The sequence below is a fragment of the Mycetohabitans endofungorum genome, from assembly GCF_037477895.1.
Classification (GTDB): domain Bacteria; phylum Pseudomonadota; class Gammaproteobacteria; order Burkholderiales; family Burkholderiaceae; genus Mycetohabitans.
The window spans coordinates 726676-743133 of the sequence record NZ_CP132744.1 but is presented as its reverse complement, the minus strand read 5'-3'; the positions used below and the strand labels follow the sequence as shown (position 1 = coordinate 743133).

Here is a 16458-nt window from a genome sequence, read left to right as displayed (position 1 = left end):
TTCCCGATGCGGGACTTTCCCCTAGTACGACAGAGTATAATGTTGACTAGAAGGTGTCCAATGGAGTGGATCATGCCTACTGACAGACTTGGCCGTTATATGGCCAGCGATGTGTTTTTGGCACGCGCCAACGCGGCGGTGAAAAAGGCCGCCCATAACCTTGAAAAAAAGGGCATCCAGCCCGTTTACGTCGTGCGCGATCCAAAAGAGGCGGCTACGCAGGTGTCGGGCGATGTCGTCAAGGTGAGCGTTGGAGCGTCCAGCGTAAAGCGCAAGACCTTTAAAGTCGCATGACCATCACGACCGCAGAAAAACAAGGCATTCCAGCAGTCATCATCTTCGCCGGGCCGAACGGCTCGAGGAAATCCACCATTACAGAGGCAGTCGTCGGCGACCCGGAGCAGTTCTCGGGAGAGTACATCAACGCCGACGACATTGCCCGCAGTCTTCAGGATCAGATCTCCGATTATCGCGAGCGTAACCTTAGGGCTGCTCGGATTGCGGAGCAGCGTCGTCTCCAGGCGCTGCTCGAGGGGCGCAACTTTGCCTTCGAAACGGTCATGTCCACACCTGAGAAGGTCGCGTTCATGACGCAGGCGAAGGCGCTTGGCTACCGCGTCTCTCTATTCTTCGTCACGACGGAAAGTCCTGAAATCAACGTGCTCCGCGTTGCTAACCGCGTGGCGGATGGTGGTCATGCCGTCGAGCCGGACGCGATTCGCCGTCGCTACGCTGCGACGATGGATTTGCTGCCAGCCGCATTCGAGCACGCCGACCAAGCGATTGTGCTCGATAACTCGGAAGCGCCCGGTAACTTGCGGATCGTCGCCACGAAGGCAGACGAAGATGTGGAGTTCCCAGTGGAGGATACCATCCTGCCGTGGGTCGCTGGGAAGCTGACCGATCCGTATATGCGGCGGCTCGCTTCGCGCAAACTGCTCTCGGCCATGCTATCTGATAGCCGGCCTGTTCGGGCCGCCGAGGCTGTGCACGGCAAGGATTACACCGGCATAGTGGTACGTGTTACCGAGCATCACGCGCTGCAAGACGTTTCAGGGGAATTGTTGTTACACGACCGACAACTCGCCGCGACGACGGTGTATGTCGTCGGCCAAAAGCAGACCGTGAGCTATCGGTATGAGCACGGCAAGATCGTGCCCATCGACGTGGTTTCGCCAGTAGCTCAGCATCGGGCACCAAAGCAAGGTTAGGATTGGATCGGGCGGCCTGCCACGAATCCAACCTTCCAGTCTCGCTTAGAGACGGTTTCATCAAGGCTACTGCGCTCGCTAAATGATGTTCCAGCAGATCAAGCAGCAGCCGAGTTTGAGAAACGCTTCCTGAATGTTAGCGCGACGTTCAAAGCGAATCCTGTTGGCTAACACGATATGGATATTTTAGGCATCACGATAGGAATAAGCAAAAAATTTATTGCTTAGGTCTGCCCTTCGGACAGAAGAAAACTCGAATTCAGCCTTAGCCGGTGCGGCATCGATTTCAAACACCGCTTAGTGTCATGAATTAAGAATTTATTGAATAATTGCCACCTGTAGTACCGTGTAGTGCATGCCACGGATACAAAGAGGCGGCGATGAGCGCAAGACCCAAGGCGGAACTCGTGTTGAGCGAAGCGGGACACGAGCAACTCACGGCGCTGACAATGCGCCGCAAGACGGCGCAGGCGTTAGCATGGCGAGCACGTCGTGCTGGCCTGCGCCAACAGCATCGATCGATACTAGGGGGTCACGGCGAAACTGCGGGTCGCCAGATCGCAAGAACGTGGCTAGACGAGCGTATAACTCGCATCGTTGGCCTTAGTGTCGACTACAAAGAAGAGGGCAAGCGACCGCAGTGAACCGAGCCGACGACGGCGTCGCTCCTTGACGTTCGAGTTAGCAAGGAAACGATTGTAGTATCGAACCCGGGTTTCGCTTCGACCATCAGTTCGTCACGGCTTGTCCGAAACCACCTGCCGATACCAAGGTTGCCTCATCGCAATCTCAGTGCGGCAAGTTTCGTCGCACCCCTTTCCCGATGTGCATCGGCCAACCAGCACCGAGTTGCCGACATTAGCGGAGCGTGAACATTGTTATTTTGCCCTTCATAGCCGGCTTGCCATGCCTGTGCCACTGAACACATACTGCCCATAAATGTTCAGTTTCTGTAAATCATAGAATGCTTGTTCGAGCACTGATCGCGGCCATGGACCGGTGGGACAAGGCAGGGATTTGGGTGTATTCGTTAAACACGCTCCGTCTCCTATTCCCCGAGAACGAACGCGCTATGCTCAAGGCGCTCGCACGCCACGAGCGTGCCGGACTGATTACGCATGTCGCACGCGGCCTCTATGTGAACCTCGTGCGAGGTCAATGCCACCCGATGCCGGCACGTCCAACGTCGCAGCCACTGCCGCAATACGCTGACCGGCTTTAACCAACCGCACCGCCTCCAGCTTGAATTCGAGCGTGTAGCGCGCCCGCGCCGTCTTGCTCGTCTTCTTGACGCTTCTTGCTTGAGTTTAAATGCTCAACAAGGGATTCGTTTTTCGGGGGCAACCTCACGGCGTAGCGTACACCGCTACGCCGTCCCTTGCTGATACTGAATCCGATGCAGGTTCGCATACAGACCGTCGCGACACAATAGCTCCGCGTGCGTCCCCTCCTCAACGATCCGACCGCCATCGAGCACGAGGATGCGATCGGCGCGCTCAATCGTCGACAGTCGGTGCGCGATCACCAGCGTGGTCCGTCCACGCATCAACACCTCGAGCGCCGCTTGCACATGGCGTTCCGACTCCGAATCGAGTGCCGACGTCGCCTCATCGAGGATCAAAATCGGCGCATCCTTGTAGATTGCGCGGGCAATCGCGAGCCGTTGCCGCTGTCCGCCGGACAGTCGCATGCCATTGTCGCCAACCAGCGTATCGATCCCCGCCGGCATCAACGCAACCGCCTCCGTGAGACTGGCTGCGCGTAGCGCGGCATCGACGCGCTCGCGCTCTACAGGCTGCCCATAGGCGACGTTAGCCGCAATCGTATCGTTGAACAGCACGACATCCTGACTAACGAATGCGATCTGTTTGCGCAGGTCCGGCAATCGATACTCGGGCAACGGCACGCCGTCGATCAACACGCGCCCGGCGGTCGGATCAAAGAAGCGGGGCAACAGGTTCACCAGCGTAGTCTTGCCGCTGCCGGATGGCCCGGCCAGCGCCACCATCTCACCCGGCGCAATCTTCAACGAGATGTCGTCGAGCGTCGGCCGCTGCGCTGCCCCATAGTCGAAACTCACCTGTTCGAATTCGACACTGCCGGTCGCACGATCAAGTTTCCGTTCGCCGCCGGCATCCTCCACCGGCTCGTCAATCAGGCCAAAAATCAGCTCGGCGGCCGTCATGCCGCGTGTCAACGGCTGGTTGACGTCGATCAAGTGCTTCAACGGCGAAATCACGAGCAACATCGACGTGACGAACGCGACAAATCCACCGACCGTCGTCTGGTCGTTCGCCGATTGGATCACGGCAATCGTAATCACCACAGCCAAAGCGATCGATGCGAGAAACTGCGTCAGCGGCTGAGCCAGGCCGCCGGAAATCGCCACCCGCATTGCATAGCCACGCAGGCGCCGGCTCACATGCATGAAGCGGCCCATTTCGTACGGTTCGCCGTTGTGCACCTTGACGACCTTGTAGCCGCCAACCGTCTCCTCGACGACGTACGATAGCTGGTTGGTCAGCATTTGCTGCTCACGATTGAGCCGGCGCAAACGCCGGTTAATCTTGCTGACCAGCCAGCCGATCGCCGGCAGGATCACCGCAACGATTAGCGTCAACCGCCAATTGAGGTAGAACAGATAGCCGAGCAGGAACACCACCGTCAACGAATCGCGCACGAGCGTGACTAGTACGTTCGTCAACACGTTGAGCACCTGGTTCACCTCGAACACGATCGCATTGATGATCGTGCTGGCCGTCTCACGTTGGAAAAAAGCGGCCGGTGCGCGCAGCATCGTCTGGAACATCTGCAACCGCAGGTCCAACAAAGCGCGGTTCAGCACGTAGGACAATAGGTAGCCGGACGCGTACTGTGCAAGCCCACGAGCTAGCGCGAGCCCGATGATCGCCACCGGAACATACCAGTGAACCGACGAACTCGGGTCCTTCGTACCGAAACCTTTGTCGATCAACGGTTTGAGCAACGCCGGAATGCCCGCCTCGGCCGCCGCCACCAGCCCCATCGATACGATCGCGAGCACGACAGCCCACCAGTACGGCCGCACGATCCGGCCGATGCGGGCCAGTACATCGACGTGCGCGACGGGCTTGGCCACGCTACTGGCCCCGCTGTTCTCAGGTGTAGTCAAATCAATCCTTTCGGTGGTGTCAGCGCTGCGGATACTGGATCTCGACAGCGCCCGCGCTGAATTCGGCACGCAGCAGGTTGAGAAGGTCATCGCTGGGCCTCACGCGCCACGCGTCGCCCAGCGTCGAGTCGCATTGCGCGCCAATGCCCTGGTAGCGGATTCTGACCCGCAAGCCGCCCGGCTCCGGGCCGCCACGCGCGTCGCCGTTGCGACGCCCGTTGCCGCCATCGCCCGCCGGGCCGCGCGGCGGGCCACCGGCATGACGCGCCCGGCCCGACGTGCCGGCGACCACCGGCATCTGTTCGGACTGCGGGGTTGCCGCCAGCCGGTGCGGTTCGAGCAAATCACGCAACCGCCTCGGATCCGCATTGCCATTGATCGACAACAGCAGCGAGTCCGCATAGCGGCGGCGGGCGCGCTCCAGATCCATGACGATGTCGACGGTGAAGCGAATGCCACCGGTAAAGCTGTCGTTGCGCGCTTGTCCCTGCACGACCAGCAGTTCGTCTTCCTTGAAGATCGCGCGATTTGCGTCGTAGATCTCGTTGAAGACCGTGACCTCGCACTGGCCAGTGCCGTCATCGAGCACTGCGACCAGCATCTTGCCGCGTTGCGTCATCTGCGTGCGCATCGCCGTGATCACGCCGGCGATCACCTTGTCGCGCCCTTCCTTCAACTCCCCGATTTTCTGGCGCACGAAGCGTCGCACTTCATCCTTGTATGCGTCGAACAAGTGCCCGGAAATATAGAAGCCAAGCGCCGCTTTCTCCTCCTGCAGCTTGCGCTTCTCCGTCCACGCCGGCTCGTCGACCAACTCATGCTGATGGCCGCTCGAGCCATCGGGCATGTCGAACAGGCCGCCCTGCAGCGCATTGGCGCTCGCCTGCTCGGCCGCCTCCATCGCCAGCGGCACCGACGCGAGCAGTTGCGCCCGGTTCTCGTGCAGCGAATCAAATGCGCCGGCCCGGATCAGCGCCTCGATCGTGCGGCGATTCACAATGCGGCGATCGACGCGCTCGCAGAAGTCAAACAGGTCGCTGAACGGCTGCGACTCGCGGGCCCGCAAGATCTCCTCGATCGCGTTCTGCCCACTACCTTTGATCGCACCCAGGCCGTAGCGGATCATCTTCGAGCGCTTGCCCGGCGCATCGGCCACCGGCTCGAAGCGGTAGGCCGACTGATTAATGTCCGGCGGCAGCACCGCCAGATGGTTCGCGATGCAGTCCTCGAAAAGGATCTTCACCTTGTCGGTGTCATCCATCGCAAGCGACATATTGGCCGCCATGAATTCGGCCGGATGATGCACCTTGAGCCACGCGGTGTAATACGCGAGCAGCGCATATGCCGCCGCGTGCGACTTATTAAAGCCGTAGCCGGCGAACTTCTCCATTAAGTCGAAGATCTCATCAGCCTTTTCCGCGCTCAAGCCATTCTTGGCTGCTCCTTCACGGAACAACTCGCGATGCTTGGCCATCTCCTCAGGCTTTTTCTTGCCCATCGCGCGACGCAGCAAGTCCGCGCCGCCGAGTGAATAGCCGCCGATGATCTGCGCCATCTGCATCACCTGCTCCTGATAGACCATGATGCCATAGGTCTCTTTCAGGATAGGCTCGACGCGGGGATCCGGATATTCGACCGTTTCTCGCCCATGCTTGCGCGCGCAAAAGCTTGGAATCAGATCCATCGGGCCCGGCCGGTACAGCGCGACCAGCGCGATGATGTCCTCAAAGCGGTCGGGCTGCGCATCCTTGAGCATGCCTTGCATGCCGCGGCTTTCCAACTGGAACACCGCCACCGTATTGGCGTTCTTCAGGATCGTGAACGACGCGGGGTCGTCCAGCGGCACCTGCGCGAGCGACCAATCCTGCTTGGACGGGTCCAGTCGCCGGATGTAGCGCTCGGCCCAATCGAGGATCGTGAGCGTGGTCAATCCGAGAAAGTCGAACTTGACGAGCCCGACGGCCTCGACGTCATCCTTATCGTACTGGCTGACGACACCACCGTCGTCACCCTGCGTGTACAGCGGACAAAAATCAGTCAGCTTGCCTGGCGCGATCAACACACCCCCGGCGTGCATGCCGACGTTGCGCGTCAACCCTTCGACGCGTTGCGCGAGTTCGAGCAACTGGCGCACCTCGTCCTCGTTGTCGAATCGCTCCTGCAGCTGCGGCTCCTCCTTCATCGCGTCGGCAATCGTCACATGCTTGCCGGGCTTAAACGGAATCAGCTTCGCGACACCATCGGTGAAGTTGTAGCCCAAGTCCAGCACGCGGCCGATGTCGCGCACCGCAGCCTTTGCTGCCATCGTGCCAAATGTGGCGATCTGCGACACCGCATCGGCGCCATACTTGCTCTTCACATATTGGATCACGCGATCGCGGCCATCCTGGCAGAAGTCGATGTCGAAGTCCGGCATCGAGACACGCTCGGGATTGAGGAACCGCTCGAACAGCAGGTTGTAGCGCAATGGATCCAAATCCGTGATCCCGAGCGCGAACGCCACCAGCGAACCGGCGCCCGATCCCCGTCCCGGCCCCACCGGCACCCCATTGTTCTTGGCCCAGTTGATGAAGTCCGCGACGATCAGGAAGTAACCCGGAAAACCCATCTTGATGATGGTGTCACACTCGAACGCCAGCCGTTCTTGATACGTCTGGCGCTGCGCGTTACGTTGCGTCGCATCCGGAAACAACTGCTCGAGGCGCTGCTCGAGTCCACTATTGGACAACTGAACGAGGTAATCGTCCAGCGACATCCCGTCCGGTGTCGGGAACAACGGCAGCTTGGGCTTGCCCAGTTCAAGCGTCAGGTTGCAGCGCTTGGCGATTTCCACCGTGTTGGCCAGCGCCGACGGGATATCGGCAAACAGCTCGCACATCTGCTGCTGCGTGAAGAAGTACTGGTCCGTCGAAAACCGCTTCGCGCGTCTCGGGTTGGCAAGTATGTCGCCTTCGGAGATACATACACGCGCTTCGTGCGCGGTGAAGTCCTCCGGCGTCATAAACTGCACCGGATGCGTCGCCACTACGGGCAGCCTCAACTGCGCAGCAAGCTCCACCGCCTGCTGTACATAAGCTTCGACACCCGGTTGCCGCATTCGCTGCAACTCGATGTAGAACGCATTCGGGAAGATCGCCGACCAGCGCTGCGCATGGCGTGCGGCCGCCTGCACGTTGCCCGCGGCCAGCGCGATACCGATGTCGCCGTGTTGCGCACCGGATAACGCCAGCAGGCCTTCGGCAAGGCCCGTTTCGAACCACTGGCAGTCAACCTCGGCCCGACCGCGGTACTGGTTCGTCAACCACGCGCGGCTGAGCAACTCGCACAGGTTTAGATAGCCACGCCGGTCCTTGACGAGCAACAACAGCCGTGCCGGCTTGTCGCGATCGTCGGGGTTCGAGACCCAGACGTCGGCACCGACGATCGGCTTGACGCCGTGCGCACGAGCCGCCTTGTAAAAACGCACCAGGCCGAACGCGTTGGCGAGATCGGTCAGTGCAAGCGCACCTTGCCCGTCTTCCGCTGCCCGCTCGACCGCGTCGTCAAGACGCACGATGCCGTCGGCAATGGAAAACTCGGAGTGAACGCGCAGATGGACGAAGCGTGGATCAGACATAGAGGTATTTTACCTTGCGGGGAGCGACACCGACCGTCATGCTGCCGCGCCGGCCCTCACGACAGCATACCGGTCTGCGCCAGGCGGCCCAGTCGGCGAGACGAACTATGTGAGCGAGACGAACTATGTGAGCGAGACGAACTATGTGAGCGAGACGGCCTATGTGAATAAGCGCGACCGCTCGCTGACCAACTGGCCGATGCGGTCTGGGCGACGGATCGGCGATAATACAACCCTATGACGCCGGCGCCATCCCGGTCGATGGGCGGACCAAGCGCCCTCCTGCCCACAGTCGCCGCACGGCCATGCCTATGGTCGCCGCACGGCCACATTGATTTCTGTTTTCGCCAAGAGCAGCACACCATGAGTATCGTCAACCTTGCCGCCTACAAATTCATTTCGCTGGACGCGATCGACACGTGGCGTCCGGTGCTGCGACAGCGATGTGACGCGCTGGCGCTACGCGGCACGATTTTGCTAGCGCCCGAGGGCATCAACCTGTTCATCGCCGGCAGCCGCGAGGCAACTGACGCGTTCATCGACTACCTGCGCACCGACCCGATGTTTGGTGGTAAGTTCGCGGATTTGCCATTCAAGCAAAGCCTGTCGGACAAGCAACCGTTCCGACGCATGCTAGTCAGGCTCAAGCGTGAGATCATCACGATGAAGTCACCGGCGATACGGCCCGAAGCCGGCCGCGCGCCGGCGATCGATGCGCGCACCCTGAAGCAATGGCTCGATCGCGGGCACGATGACGCCGGCCGTCCCGTGGTGATGCTCGACACGCGCAATGCGTTCGAAGTCGACGTGGGCACATTCGACAACGCAATCGACTATCGGCTGACAAAGTTCAGCGAGTTTCCGGATGCTGTCGCTTCACATCGAGACACGCTGGCAGGCAAGACCGTCGTGTCGTTTTGCACCGGCGGCATCCGCTGCGAGAAAGCCGCAATCCATATGCACAACATCGGCATCGACAGCGTGTACCAGCTCGATGGCGGCATCTTGAAGTACTTCGAAGAGGTGGGCGGCGCTCACTACCATGGCGACTGCTTTGTGTTCGATCATCGAACGGCGCTCAACCCGCAGCTCGAACCGACCGGCACTGTGCAGTGCTTCGCGTGCCGCGCGGTCGTCACCCCGACCGAACAACAATCGCCGCTTTATGTCGCCGGCGAACAGTGCCCGCACTGCGCGAACGATACGTGCCTATCATCCGAGCCATCGGCACAGATCGCCACATGATGCGCGCCCTGCCGGGTCGCGATAGGCACGGCTTGCCCACTGGTCATGACGTAAAAAACGCTTTGCGATGCAGAGGATAACCGGGAGCGCGTCGCCGCGCCGCTATCGCGGCCGTTTTGCGCCGTCCCCGAGCGGCCCGCTGCATCAAGGCTCGCTGGTCAGCGCGCTAGCGAGCTACCTGGACGCGCGTGCGCATGACGGCATGTGGCTGGTCAGGATAGAGGACATCGATATACCGCGCACAGTGCCCGGCGCAGCAGAACACATCTTGAAGACGCTACATCGGCTCGGCATGCACTGCGATGAAACGCCGGTATGGCAAAGCACTCGTACCGCGCTGTACCAGCAAGCGCTCACGCAATTGGATACAGCGGGCCTGATTTATCCATGCGGATGCACACGCAAGGAAATCGCTGATTCGCTGCGGCGCACGCACGTTCGACACACGACACTCGCTTACCCAGGAACGTGCCGAAGCGGATTGCACGGCAAGCCAGCGCGTGCGTGGCGCATTCGGGTGCCGGATGGGGAAAACGCAGTGATCGTCTTCGATGACCGCTGGCAGCATGCGCAGCAGCAGAATCTCGCCACCGAGGTCGGCGACTTCGTGATGAAGCGCGCAGATGGACTTTGGGCCTACCAGCTCGCAGTGGTCGTCGACGACGCGCAGCAACAGATTACCGACGTCGTGCGCGGCGCAGACCTGCTCGATTCCACCGCGCGGCAAATCTACTTGCAGCGCTGCCTCGGCTACCCAACGCCCGCTTATCTGCACGTGCCCGTCGTCATCAATGCGCAGGGCGAGAAATTGAGCAAGCAAACCGGCGCACCGCCGATCGACATCGACCGGCCGCTCAAGGCGCTACTGGCTGCGGCGTCGCATCTCGGGCTCGCGTTGGCGCCCCAGCGATGCACGACGCTGGAGGCCTTCTATCGCGAGGCGGTGCCCGCTTGGGGCGCGCGCCTGGCGACGCGCGCGTGACACGGTCACGAATTCCGGCGCGGCATGCCGAAGCCGCCCAGCAGCGCGGCCAGCGGTCGCTTCGGCCCCTTCTTGTCGGTCGATGGGCTCGATTCCGCGCGTTCCGATGTCTGGCGGGCCGAAGGCGACGGCTCATACGGCTTCGTGAAGAAATCATCAGCCGGCTGGGCGTCACGCATTGACGCGCGCACCCGGTCAGCGACGTGTGCATGACGATCGCGACGGCGGTCATCGCGATCGTCGTGATAACGCGAACGGCCTTGACGTGCCGGCCGGTCCAGTTCGAGCGGCTCGATGGTCAACGCTCGCTTGATCAGTTTTTCGATGTCCGCCAGTTGTTTCCGCTCGTTGCCACTGAACAACGACAGCGCATCACCGGATGCCCCGGCACGACCCGTGCGCCCGATCCGGTGCACATAGTCTTCCGCATTGAACGGCAAGTCGAAATTAATCACCGCCGGCAACTCCGCGATATCCAGGCCGCGCGCAGCCACGTCGGTCGCAACCAAGGCCTCGATCTGGCCGCGCTTGAACGCATCCAACGCCTGCATCCGCTCGCTTTGCGAACGGTCACCATGGATTGCGGTGGCGACCACGCCATCGCGCTCAAGTTGCCTTGCAAGCCGGCTCGCACCGATCTTGCTGTTGCAGAAAACGATCACCTGCTTCAATCCGCGCTGGCGAATCAACTGCACGACCGCCGCCGGCTTGTCCGGCTCGGCCACCTCGAAGACGATTTGTCGCACGTTCGATGCCGTCGAATTACTGCGAGCCACCTCAATCGTGACCGGATTACGCAAGTAGGTCGACGCGAGCTTCTTGATTTCGGCAGAGAACGTCGCGGAAAACAGCAACGTTTGCCTTTGGTTCGGCAACAGGTTCAGGATTCGCTGCAAGTCGGGCAGGAAGCCCATGTCGAGCATCCGGTCGGCTTCGTCGAGCACGAGCATCTGCACCTGCGCCAGTGACGTGCTCTTTTGTTGCACATGATCGAGCAGCCGGCCGGGCGTCGCGATCAGGATCTCGACCCCGCGGCGCAATTCAGCCGTTTGTGGATTCATATCGACGCCGCCGAACACGACCGCACTGCGTAGCGGGGTATGCTTGGCGTACGCATGCACATTGGCCGCCACCTGGTCCGCAAGTTCGCGCGTAGGCGTCAGAATTAACGCCCGCACTGGGTGACGTGCGGGAGACGCACTGGTACTGGCGAGCGGCAACAAGCGCTGGATGATCGGTAGCGAGAAGCTGGCCGTCTTGCCGGTACCGGTCTGCGCCGCGCCCATAACATCGCGTCCGGCCAGCACGATGGGAATCGCCTGCGCCTGGATCGGCGTCGGTTTCGTGTAGCCCTGTTCGCCTATCGCCTGAAGGATCGGCGCAGCAAAGCCGAACCCGTCGAATGACAACGGAGCGGCGGCTGGCGCGGAATTGGAGGCGGCGGCGCTTGCCGTAGCACCGCAAGCCCCCGCGTCAGTCGGGACGGAACGTGAGGTAATGGCTGAATCTGACATGTATGGGCGTTCGCTCAAGCGGCCGCGTGCGCGGCTGCCCCTAATGAAATACGGAAAATAGCTTTAAATTGTAGCACTTTACGCAGCCAAGGCCGGATCCGGCGCGAGGGACGCATGCATTGCGCATCACCTGTACAATTCACGGACATCGTTTCAACTAAAATGAGGCGATGGACACGAAGTCCCCTCGCCTCATTCTGTCCAGCCATTCACATCCGCCACAGTCTCATCGACAAATTGCTGCATATCCGGGTTGGCCATGTCCGCCTGGGCGACAAGCTGAGACTGGCGACGGCATTCTTGCGCAAAGTCGGGGCGACGTGTATCTGGCGCCCAGATTTGTATCGGGTGAAGTCCTGCCTTACGCAGTGCGTCACGGTGTTTTTGAACGCGTGAGTTTACATGAACCATACTGATCTCTTTTTGTTACATGTAACTTTTATGATTGTTATCCGTCACATGCAACCTCACTTATGCCGGCGAGTGTGGCAGCTACAACCTGACGGGTGACGCAATGCGGCCCGAGCGCCTGTGTTCAGCCGACTGAGGTTCAGCGCCTTACTCACGCGCACGGCAACGGGCAACCATGCGGCCACCGTGGCACCACCAGCACGCCCTGCACCTTGTCACTGGCCTTCAATGCTGGTAACGCCGTCTCTGTTGCCGCCTAGCAAAGAGGCCACCATCTTTCGTATTCGACCAGCTCCTCCTCGGCGCGCGGCCACATGTACGATCTCCTCGTTGGAACGTCCTGCCTGCGTCAGCACCGGCCCATATTTGAGCACCGCTTTCAACGCCTGGGCGCCGCCATTGCTCGCAATCTCCACGATATCGATTAGACTCAAGTCACGTTGCCGCAGCGTCGGCCCATGCTCAAGCACTGCCTTCAATGCTTGAGCGCCGCCGATATTGCCCGCCATTTTGACGATATCGGTCAGAGTAAAGCCGCGCTGTTGCAGTGTTGGCCCATGCTCGAGCACTGCCTTCAGCGCCTGAGCCCCGCCATTATTGCCCGCCATTTTGACGATATCGGTCAGAGTAAAGCCGCGCTCATCCAGTGTTGACCCATGCTCGAGCACTGCCTTCAGCGCCTGAGCCCCGCCATTATTGCCCGCCATTTCGACGATATCGGTCAGAGTAAAGCCGCGCTCGCCCAGTGTTGGCCCATGCTTGAGCACCGCTTGTAGTGCTTGCGCCCCACCGCCATTGGCCGCGATTTTGACGATATCCGCTCGACTGAAACCGCGCTGTCGTAGTGTTGGGCCAAGCTTGATCACTGCGTTCAGCGCCTGGGCGCTGCCACCGTTGCTCGCAATTTTGACGATGTCAGCCTGACGGAAGTCACGCTCGCGAAGCGTCGGCTCAAGCTCAAGCACCACCTGCAGTGCCTGTGCCCCGCCGCTATTGCTCGCCATTTTGACAATATCGGGTTGGCTAAAACCGCGCTCGCGAAGCGCTGGCTCAAGCTCAAGCACCGCTTGCAGTGCCTGTGCCCCGCCGTTATTGCCTGCGATTTTGACCATATCGGTCGGATTGAAGCCGCGCTCGCGAAACGCTGGCTCAAGCTCAAGCCCTGCCTGCAATGCCTGCGCCCCGCCGTTATTGCCCGCCATTTTGACAATATCGGGTTGGCTAAAACCGCGCTCGCGAAACGCTGGCTCAAGCTCAAGCACCGCCTGCAGTGCCTGCGCGCCACCGTCATTGCCTGCCATTCTGACAATATCGGTTGGATTAAAGCCGCGCTTGCGAAGCGTCGGCTCAAGTTCAAGCACTGTATGCAGTGCCTGCGCGCCACCGCCCGCGATTTTAACGATATCAACCTGGCTGAAACCACGTTTGCCTAGCGTCGGCCCAGCGTCACGCACTGAATACAGCGCCTGTGCCCCACCGCCATTGCCCGCAATTCTGACGATATCCGCTCGGTTGAAGCTGCGCTCGCGAAGCGTCGGCTCAAGCTCAAGCACTGCTTGCAGCGCCTGTGCCCCACCGCCATTGCCTGCGATTCTGAGGATATCCGCTCGGCTGAAGCCGCGCTCGCGAAGCGTTGGCTCAAGCTCAAGCACTGCCTGCAGTGCCTGCGCCCCACCGATATTGCCCGCGATCTTAACGGTATCACCCCGACAAAAACCGTGTTCGCTAAGCGCCGACTCAACGTCAAGTACCGTATGCAATGCCTGCGCCCCACCGTTGTTGCCCGCGATTTTGACAATATCCGCTCGGCTGAAGCCGCGCTCGCGAAACGTCGGCTCAACGTCAAGCACCGAATACAGCGCCTGCGCCCCACCGTCATTGCTCGCGATTTTGACGATATCCACTTGGCTGAAGCCGCGCTCGCGAAGCGTCGGCTCAAGCTCAAGCACCGCCTGCAGTGCCTGTGCCCCACCGATATTGCCTGCGATTTTGACGATATCCGCTCGGCTGAAACCGCGTTCGCGAAGCGGCGGCTCAACATCAAGCACCGAATACAGCGCCTGTGCCCCACCGTCATTGCCCGCGATTTTGACGATATCGCCCCGGCTGAAACCGCGTTTGCCAAGCATCGGCCCACAGTCGAGCACCGCTTGCAACGCTTGGGCTGCGCAATCATAGCTTGCAATTTTTAAGATATCAGTCCGACTTAGTACTTGAGCAAGCTCATCGTGCTGATTTGAGATAAACGCCAAGGTGGCCGCACCGCCATAATGTTTCTCAATCTTCGAGCGTTCGAGCGGGCTGAGGTTAAGCCCGTTAGCCGATTGCTTGTCTTCTTGATGCATAAACGTCGCCGGCATGAGTCAAACCGACGCTGAACCATCGGCACACCGGCCCTTTCGCACGAGCGAGCGCGCACTGGTTTGCGTGACCTCGTCCGCATCAAGATCGACAAAAGATTGGGCATGGTTGGTAAGCTGAGCCCAAACACCTGGCCACCTATCCATTTCAAACACTCCGTGCCATTGACAGATACGTACTTTGAATGGCAAGGCAAACGCGTTGCGCTCAACAGCGAACACTTCACCTACTGGGCGAAGCAGAGCGTACTACCCGACAATGAGCGTGAGCACTCAACATGGCGAAGAGGGGCAAGTTATTTGAGCCGCAACCAACCAATGGCTGGCTCGAAATCTTGACGGCGTGGGCACGCTTGGCTGCTTCGAGCGTCTCGGCAAGCAATTCTTCAACGCTGGCTTTGCACAGTCGCTTGCATCAGCGCGTCAGGCTCGACAGATCGTTGTGCCGCAGTCGTCTAGGCAATGCCCTTGTGGGCGTTTAGGCGTTAGATGGTAGGTTGGTCGTATTCGACGATGCTGCTTGTTTTGTCGCCCTGGATATGTGCGCACCGCTTGGCGTTAGCGCTGAGCCTATCCGATTTCTTGTGTGTGAGGCATAAACTATTGGCAAAGGAGCCAACATGCCTCGCAAGCGAAAAGAAGAATCGACGATTAAGCCCGGTCGCGGGCTGAACCTAGACCCGGAGCTGATCAAGCAACTGGTGCCCGGCACGCTGGAGCGAACAACGATCAACGAGCAGTTTGCCGCGCTCAAGAAAGCGATCTTCGAACGGGCCCTGGGCGCAGAGCTGACGCATCACCTGGGCTACGAGAAAGGCCAAGCCAAGCTTGAGGAAAGCGAAAACCATCGCAACGGCAGTAGCCGCAAGCGGATCACGACCGACGATGACCTGCTGGAATTGAATATTGCACGCGATCGCAACGGGACATTCGACCCGGTGCTCATCGCCAAAGGCGAGCGGCGCTTTACTGGATTTGACGACAAGATCATCGCGATGTATGCACGCGGTATGACTGTGCGCGAAATCCAGGGTTTTTTGCAGCAGATGTACGGCATCGAAGTCTCGCCTGACTTTGTCAGCACGGTCACGGACGCCGTAATCGACGAGGTACGCGAGTGGCAGCAACGGCCCCTTGAAGCGATGTATCCAGTCGTGTTCTTTGATGCTCTGCGCGTGAAGGTGCGCGACGAAGGGACGGTGAAGAATAAGGCGATTTATCTCGCACTTGGCGTGCGCCGCGACGGCACACGCGATGTGCTCGGGCTTTGGATCGAGCACACTGAGGGCGCCAAGTTCTGGCTGCGCGTGGTCAACGAGCTGAAGCTGCGCGGTGTGCAGGACATCCTGATCGCCGTGGTTGACGGCCTGAAGGGCTTTCCCGAGGCGATTAACACGGTGTTCCCCGAGACGACAGCGCAAACCTGCATCGTTCATTTGATTCGCAATTCGCTGGACTTTGCGAGTTGGAAAGAGCACAAGCAAGTCGCCGCCGACCTCAAAGAAGTGTATCGGGCGCCGTCGGCCGAAGCCGCGGCGCTGGCGCTCCAAGCGTTCGACGAGGGCCCGTGGGGGTGCAAATATCCGCCGATCGCCGCCCTGTGGCGGCGTGCGTGGGAGCAGGTCACTCCCTTCTTTGCCTTTGCGCCAGACATTCGCAAGATCATCTACACAACGAATTCGATTGAGTCGTTGCACATGCAGCTGCGCAAGATCATCAAGGCACGCGGCCACTTCCCCAGCGACGAAGCCGCGCTCAAGCTGGTCTGGCTGGCGCTGCGCAATGTCATTGCCAAATGGACCGGTTCCCGACATGATTGGAAAAGCGCGATGACGCAGTTCGCGCTGCTCTACCCCGAGCGCTTCAACATCGGACTGTGAGTTTCAACCCGCCTCACACACAGAATTACGGATACGTCCTTAGCGCGCTTGCTGCACGGCCAAGCAGGCAAGCCGTTTTTGCTCCCCA

The 16458-nt window shown here is 60.1% G+C and carries 10 protein-coding genes and 2 pseudogenes; 6 read left to right on the top strand and 6 right to left on the bottom strand.

The window, feature by feature from the left end; all coding sequences use genetic code 11:
* Positions 1 to 60: 60 nt before the first annotated feature.
* The 3 genes and pseudogenes from RA167_RS03405 to RA167_RS03395 form a co-directional block, all read left to right on the top strand.
* Positions 61 to 294 carry a hypothetical protein gene (locus tag RA167_RS03405; RefSeq protein ID WP_076795910.1) on the top strand — a complete coding sequence of 78 codons (234 nt, stop codon included), beginning with the start codon at positions 61 to 63 and terminating at the stop codon, positions 292 to 294.
* Positions 291 to 1211 (top strand): KfrB domain-containing protein, encoded by a 921-nt coding sequence (locus RA167_RS03400; RefSeq protein WP_076786339.1) that lies wholly within the window; start codon positions 291 to 293, stop codon positions 1209 to 1211. Before RA167_RS03405 ends, RA167_RS03400 begins: the two co-directional genes overlap by 4 nt.
* Positions 1212 to 1591: 380 nt before the next feature.
* A pseudogene (locus tag RA167_RS03395) lies at positions 1592 to 1730 on the top strand (IS630 family transposase); the annotation flags it as partial.
* A 655-nt stretch (positions 1731 to 2385) separates the two neighbouring features.
* Here RA167_RS03395 and RA167_RS15610 read toward each other — a convergent pair.
* From RA167_RS15610 to dnaE, 3 genes and pseudogenes are all read right to left on the bottom strand, one after another.
* A pseudogene (locus RA167_RS15610) lies at positions 2386 to 2452 on the bottom strand (hypothetical protein); the annotation flags it as partial.
* Positions 2453 to 2577: 125 nt separating this feature from the next.
* Positions 2578 to 4452 carry a lipid A export permease/ATP-binding protein MsbA gene (gene msbA, locus RA167_RS03385; RefSeq protein ID WP_139337075.1) on the bottom strand — a complete coding sequence of 625 codons (1875 nt, stop codon included), beginning with the start codon at positions 4450 to 4452 and terminating at the stop codon, positions 2578 to 2580.
* Complete coding sequence (dnaE, locus tag RA167_RS03380; protein ID WP_076786335.1) at positions 4382 to 7978, bottom strand: DNA polymerase III subunit alpha; 3597 nt, start codon at positions 7976 to 7978, stop codon at positions 4382 to 4384. Before dnaE ends, msbA begins: the two co-directional genes overlap by 71 nt.
* 363 nt (positions 7979 to 8341) lie before the next feature.
* Between dnaE and RA167_RS03375 the strand changes: the two genes are divergently transcribed.
* Together RA167_RS03375 and gluQRS are read left to right on the top strand one after the other, a co-directional pair.
* Positions 8342 to 9223 (top strand): sulfurtransferase, encoded by an 882-nt coding sequence (locus RA167_RS03375; protein WP_076786333.1) that lies wholly within the window; start codon positions 8342 to 8344, stop codon positions 9221 to 9223.
* Between the two features lie 67 nt (positions 9224 to 9290).
* Positions 9291 to 10205 (top strand): tRNA glutamyl-Q(34) synthetase GluQRS, encoded by a 915-nt coding sequence (gene gluQRS, locus RA167_RS03370; protein WP_076786331.1) that lies wholly within the window; start codon positions 9291 to 9293, stop codon positions 10203 to 10205.
* A 5-nt stretch (positions 10206 to 10210) separates the two neighbouring features.
* Here gluQRS and RA167_RS03365 read toward each other — a convergent pair whose 3' ends face one another.
* From RA167_RS03365 to RA167_RS03355, 3 genes are all read right to left on the bottom strand, one after another.
* A complete protein-coding gene (locus RA167_RS03365; RefSeq protein ID WP_370642997.1) occupies positions 10211 to 11719 on the bottom strand; it encodes a DEAD/DEAH box helicase in 1509 nt (502 codons plus the stop codon).
* 192 nt (positions 11720 to 11911) lie between these two features.
* Positions 11912 to 12130, bottom strand: coding sequence for an antitoxin MazE family protein (locus RA167_RS03360; protein WP_076786326.1), 219 nt, complete (start codon positions 12128 to 12130; stop codon positions 11912 to 11914).
* A 215-nt stretch (positions 12131 to 12345) separates the two neighbouring features.
* Positions 12346 to 14475, bottom strand: a complete 2130-nt coding sequence (locus tag RA167_RS03355; protein WP_237574338.1) for a TAL effector repeat-containing protein — start codon at positions 14473 to 14475, stop codon at positions 12346 to 12348.
* A 635-nt stretch (positions 14476 to 15110) separates the two neighbouring features.
* On the opposite strand from RA167_RS03355, the gene RA167_RS03350 reads away from it, so the two are divergent.
* Positions 15111 to 16370, top strand: coding sequence for an IS256 family transposase (locus RA167_RS03350; protein WP_076786320.1), 1260 nt, complete (start codon positions 15111 to 15113; stop codon positions 16368 to 16370).
* Positions 16371 to 16458 lie beyond the last annotated feature (88 nt).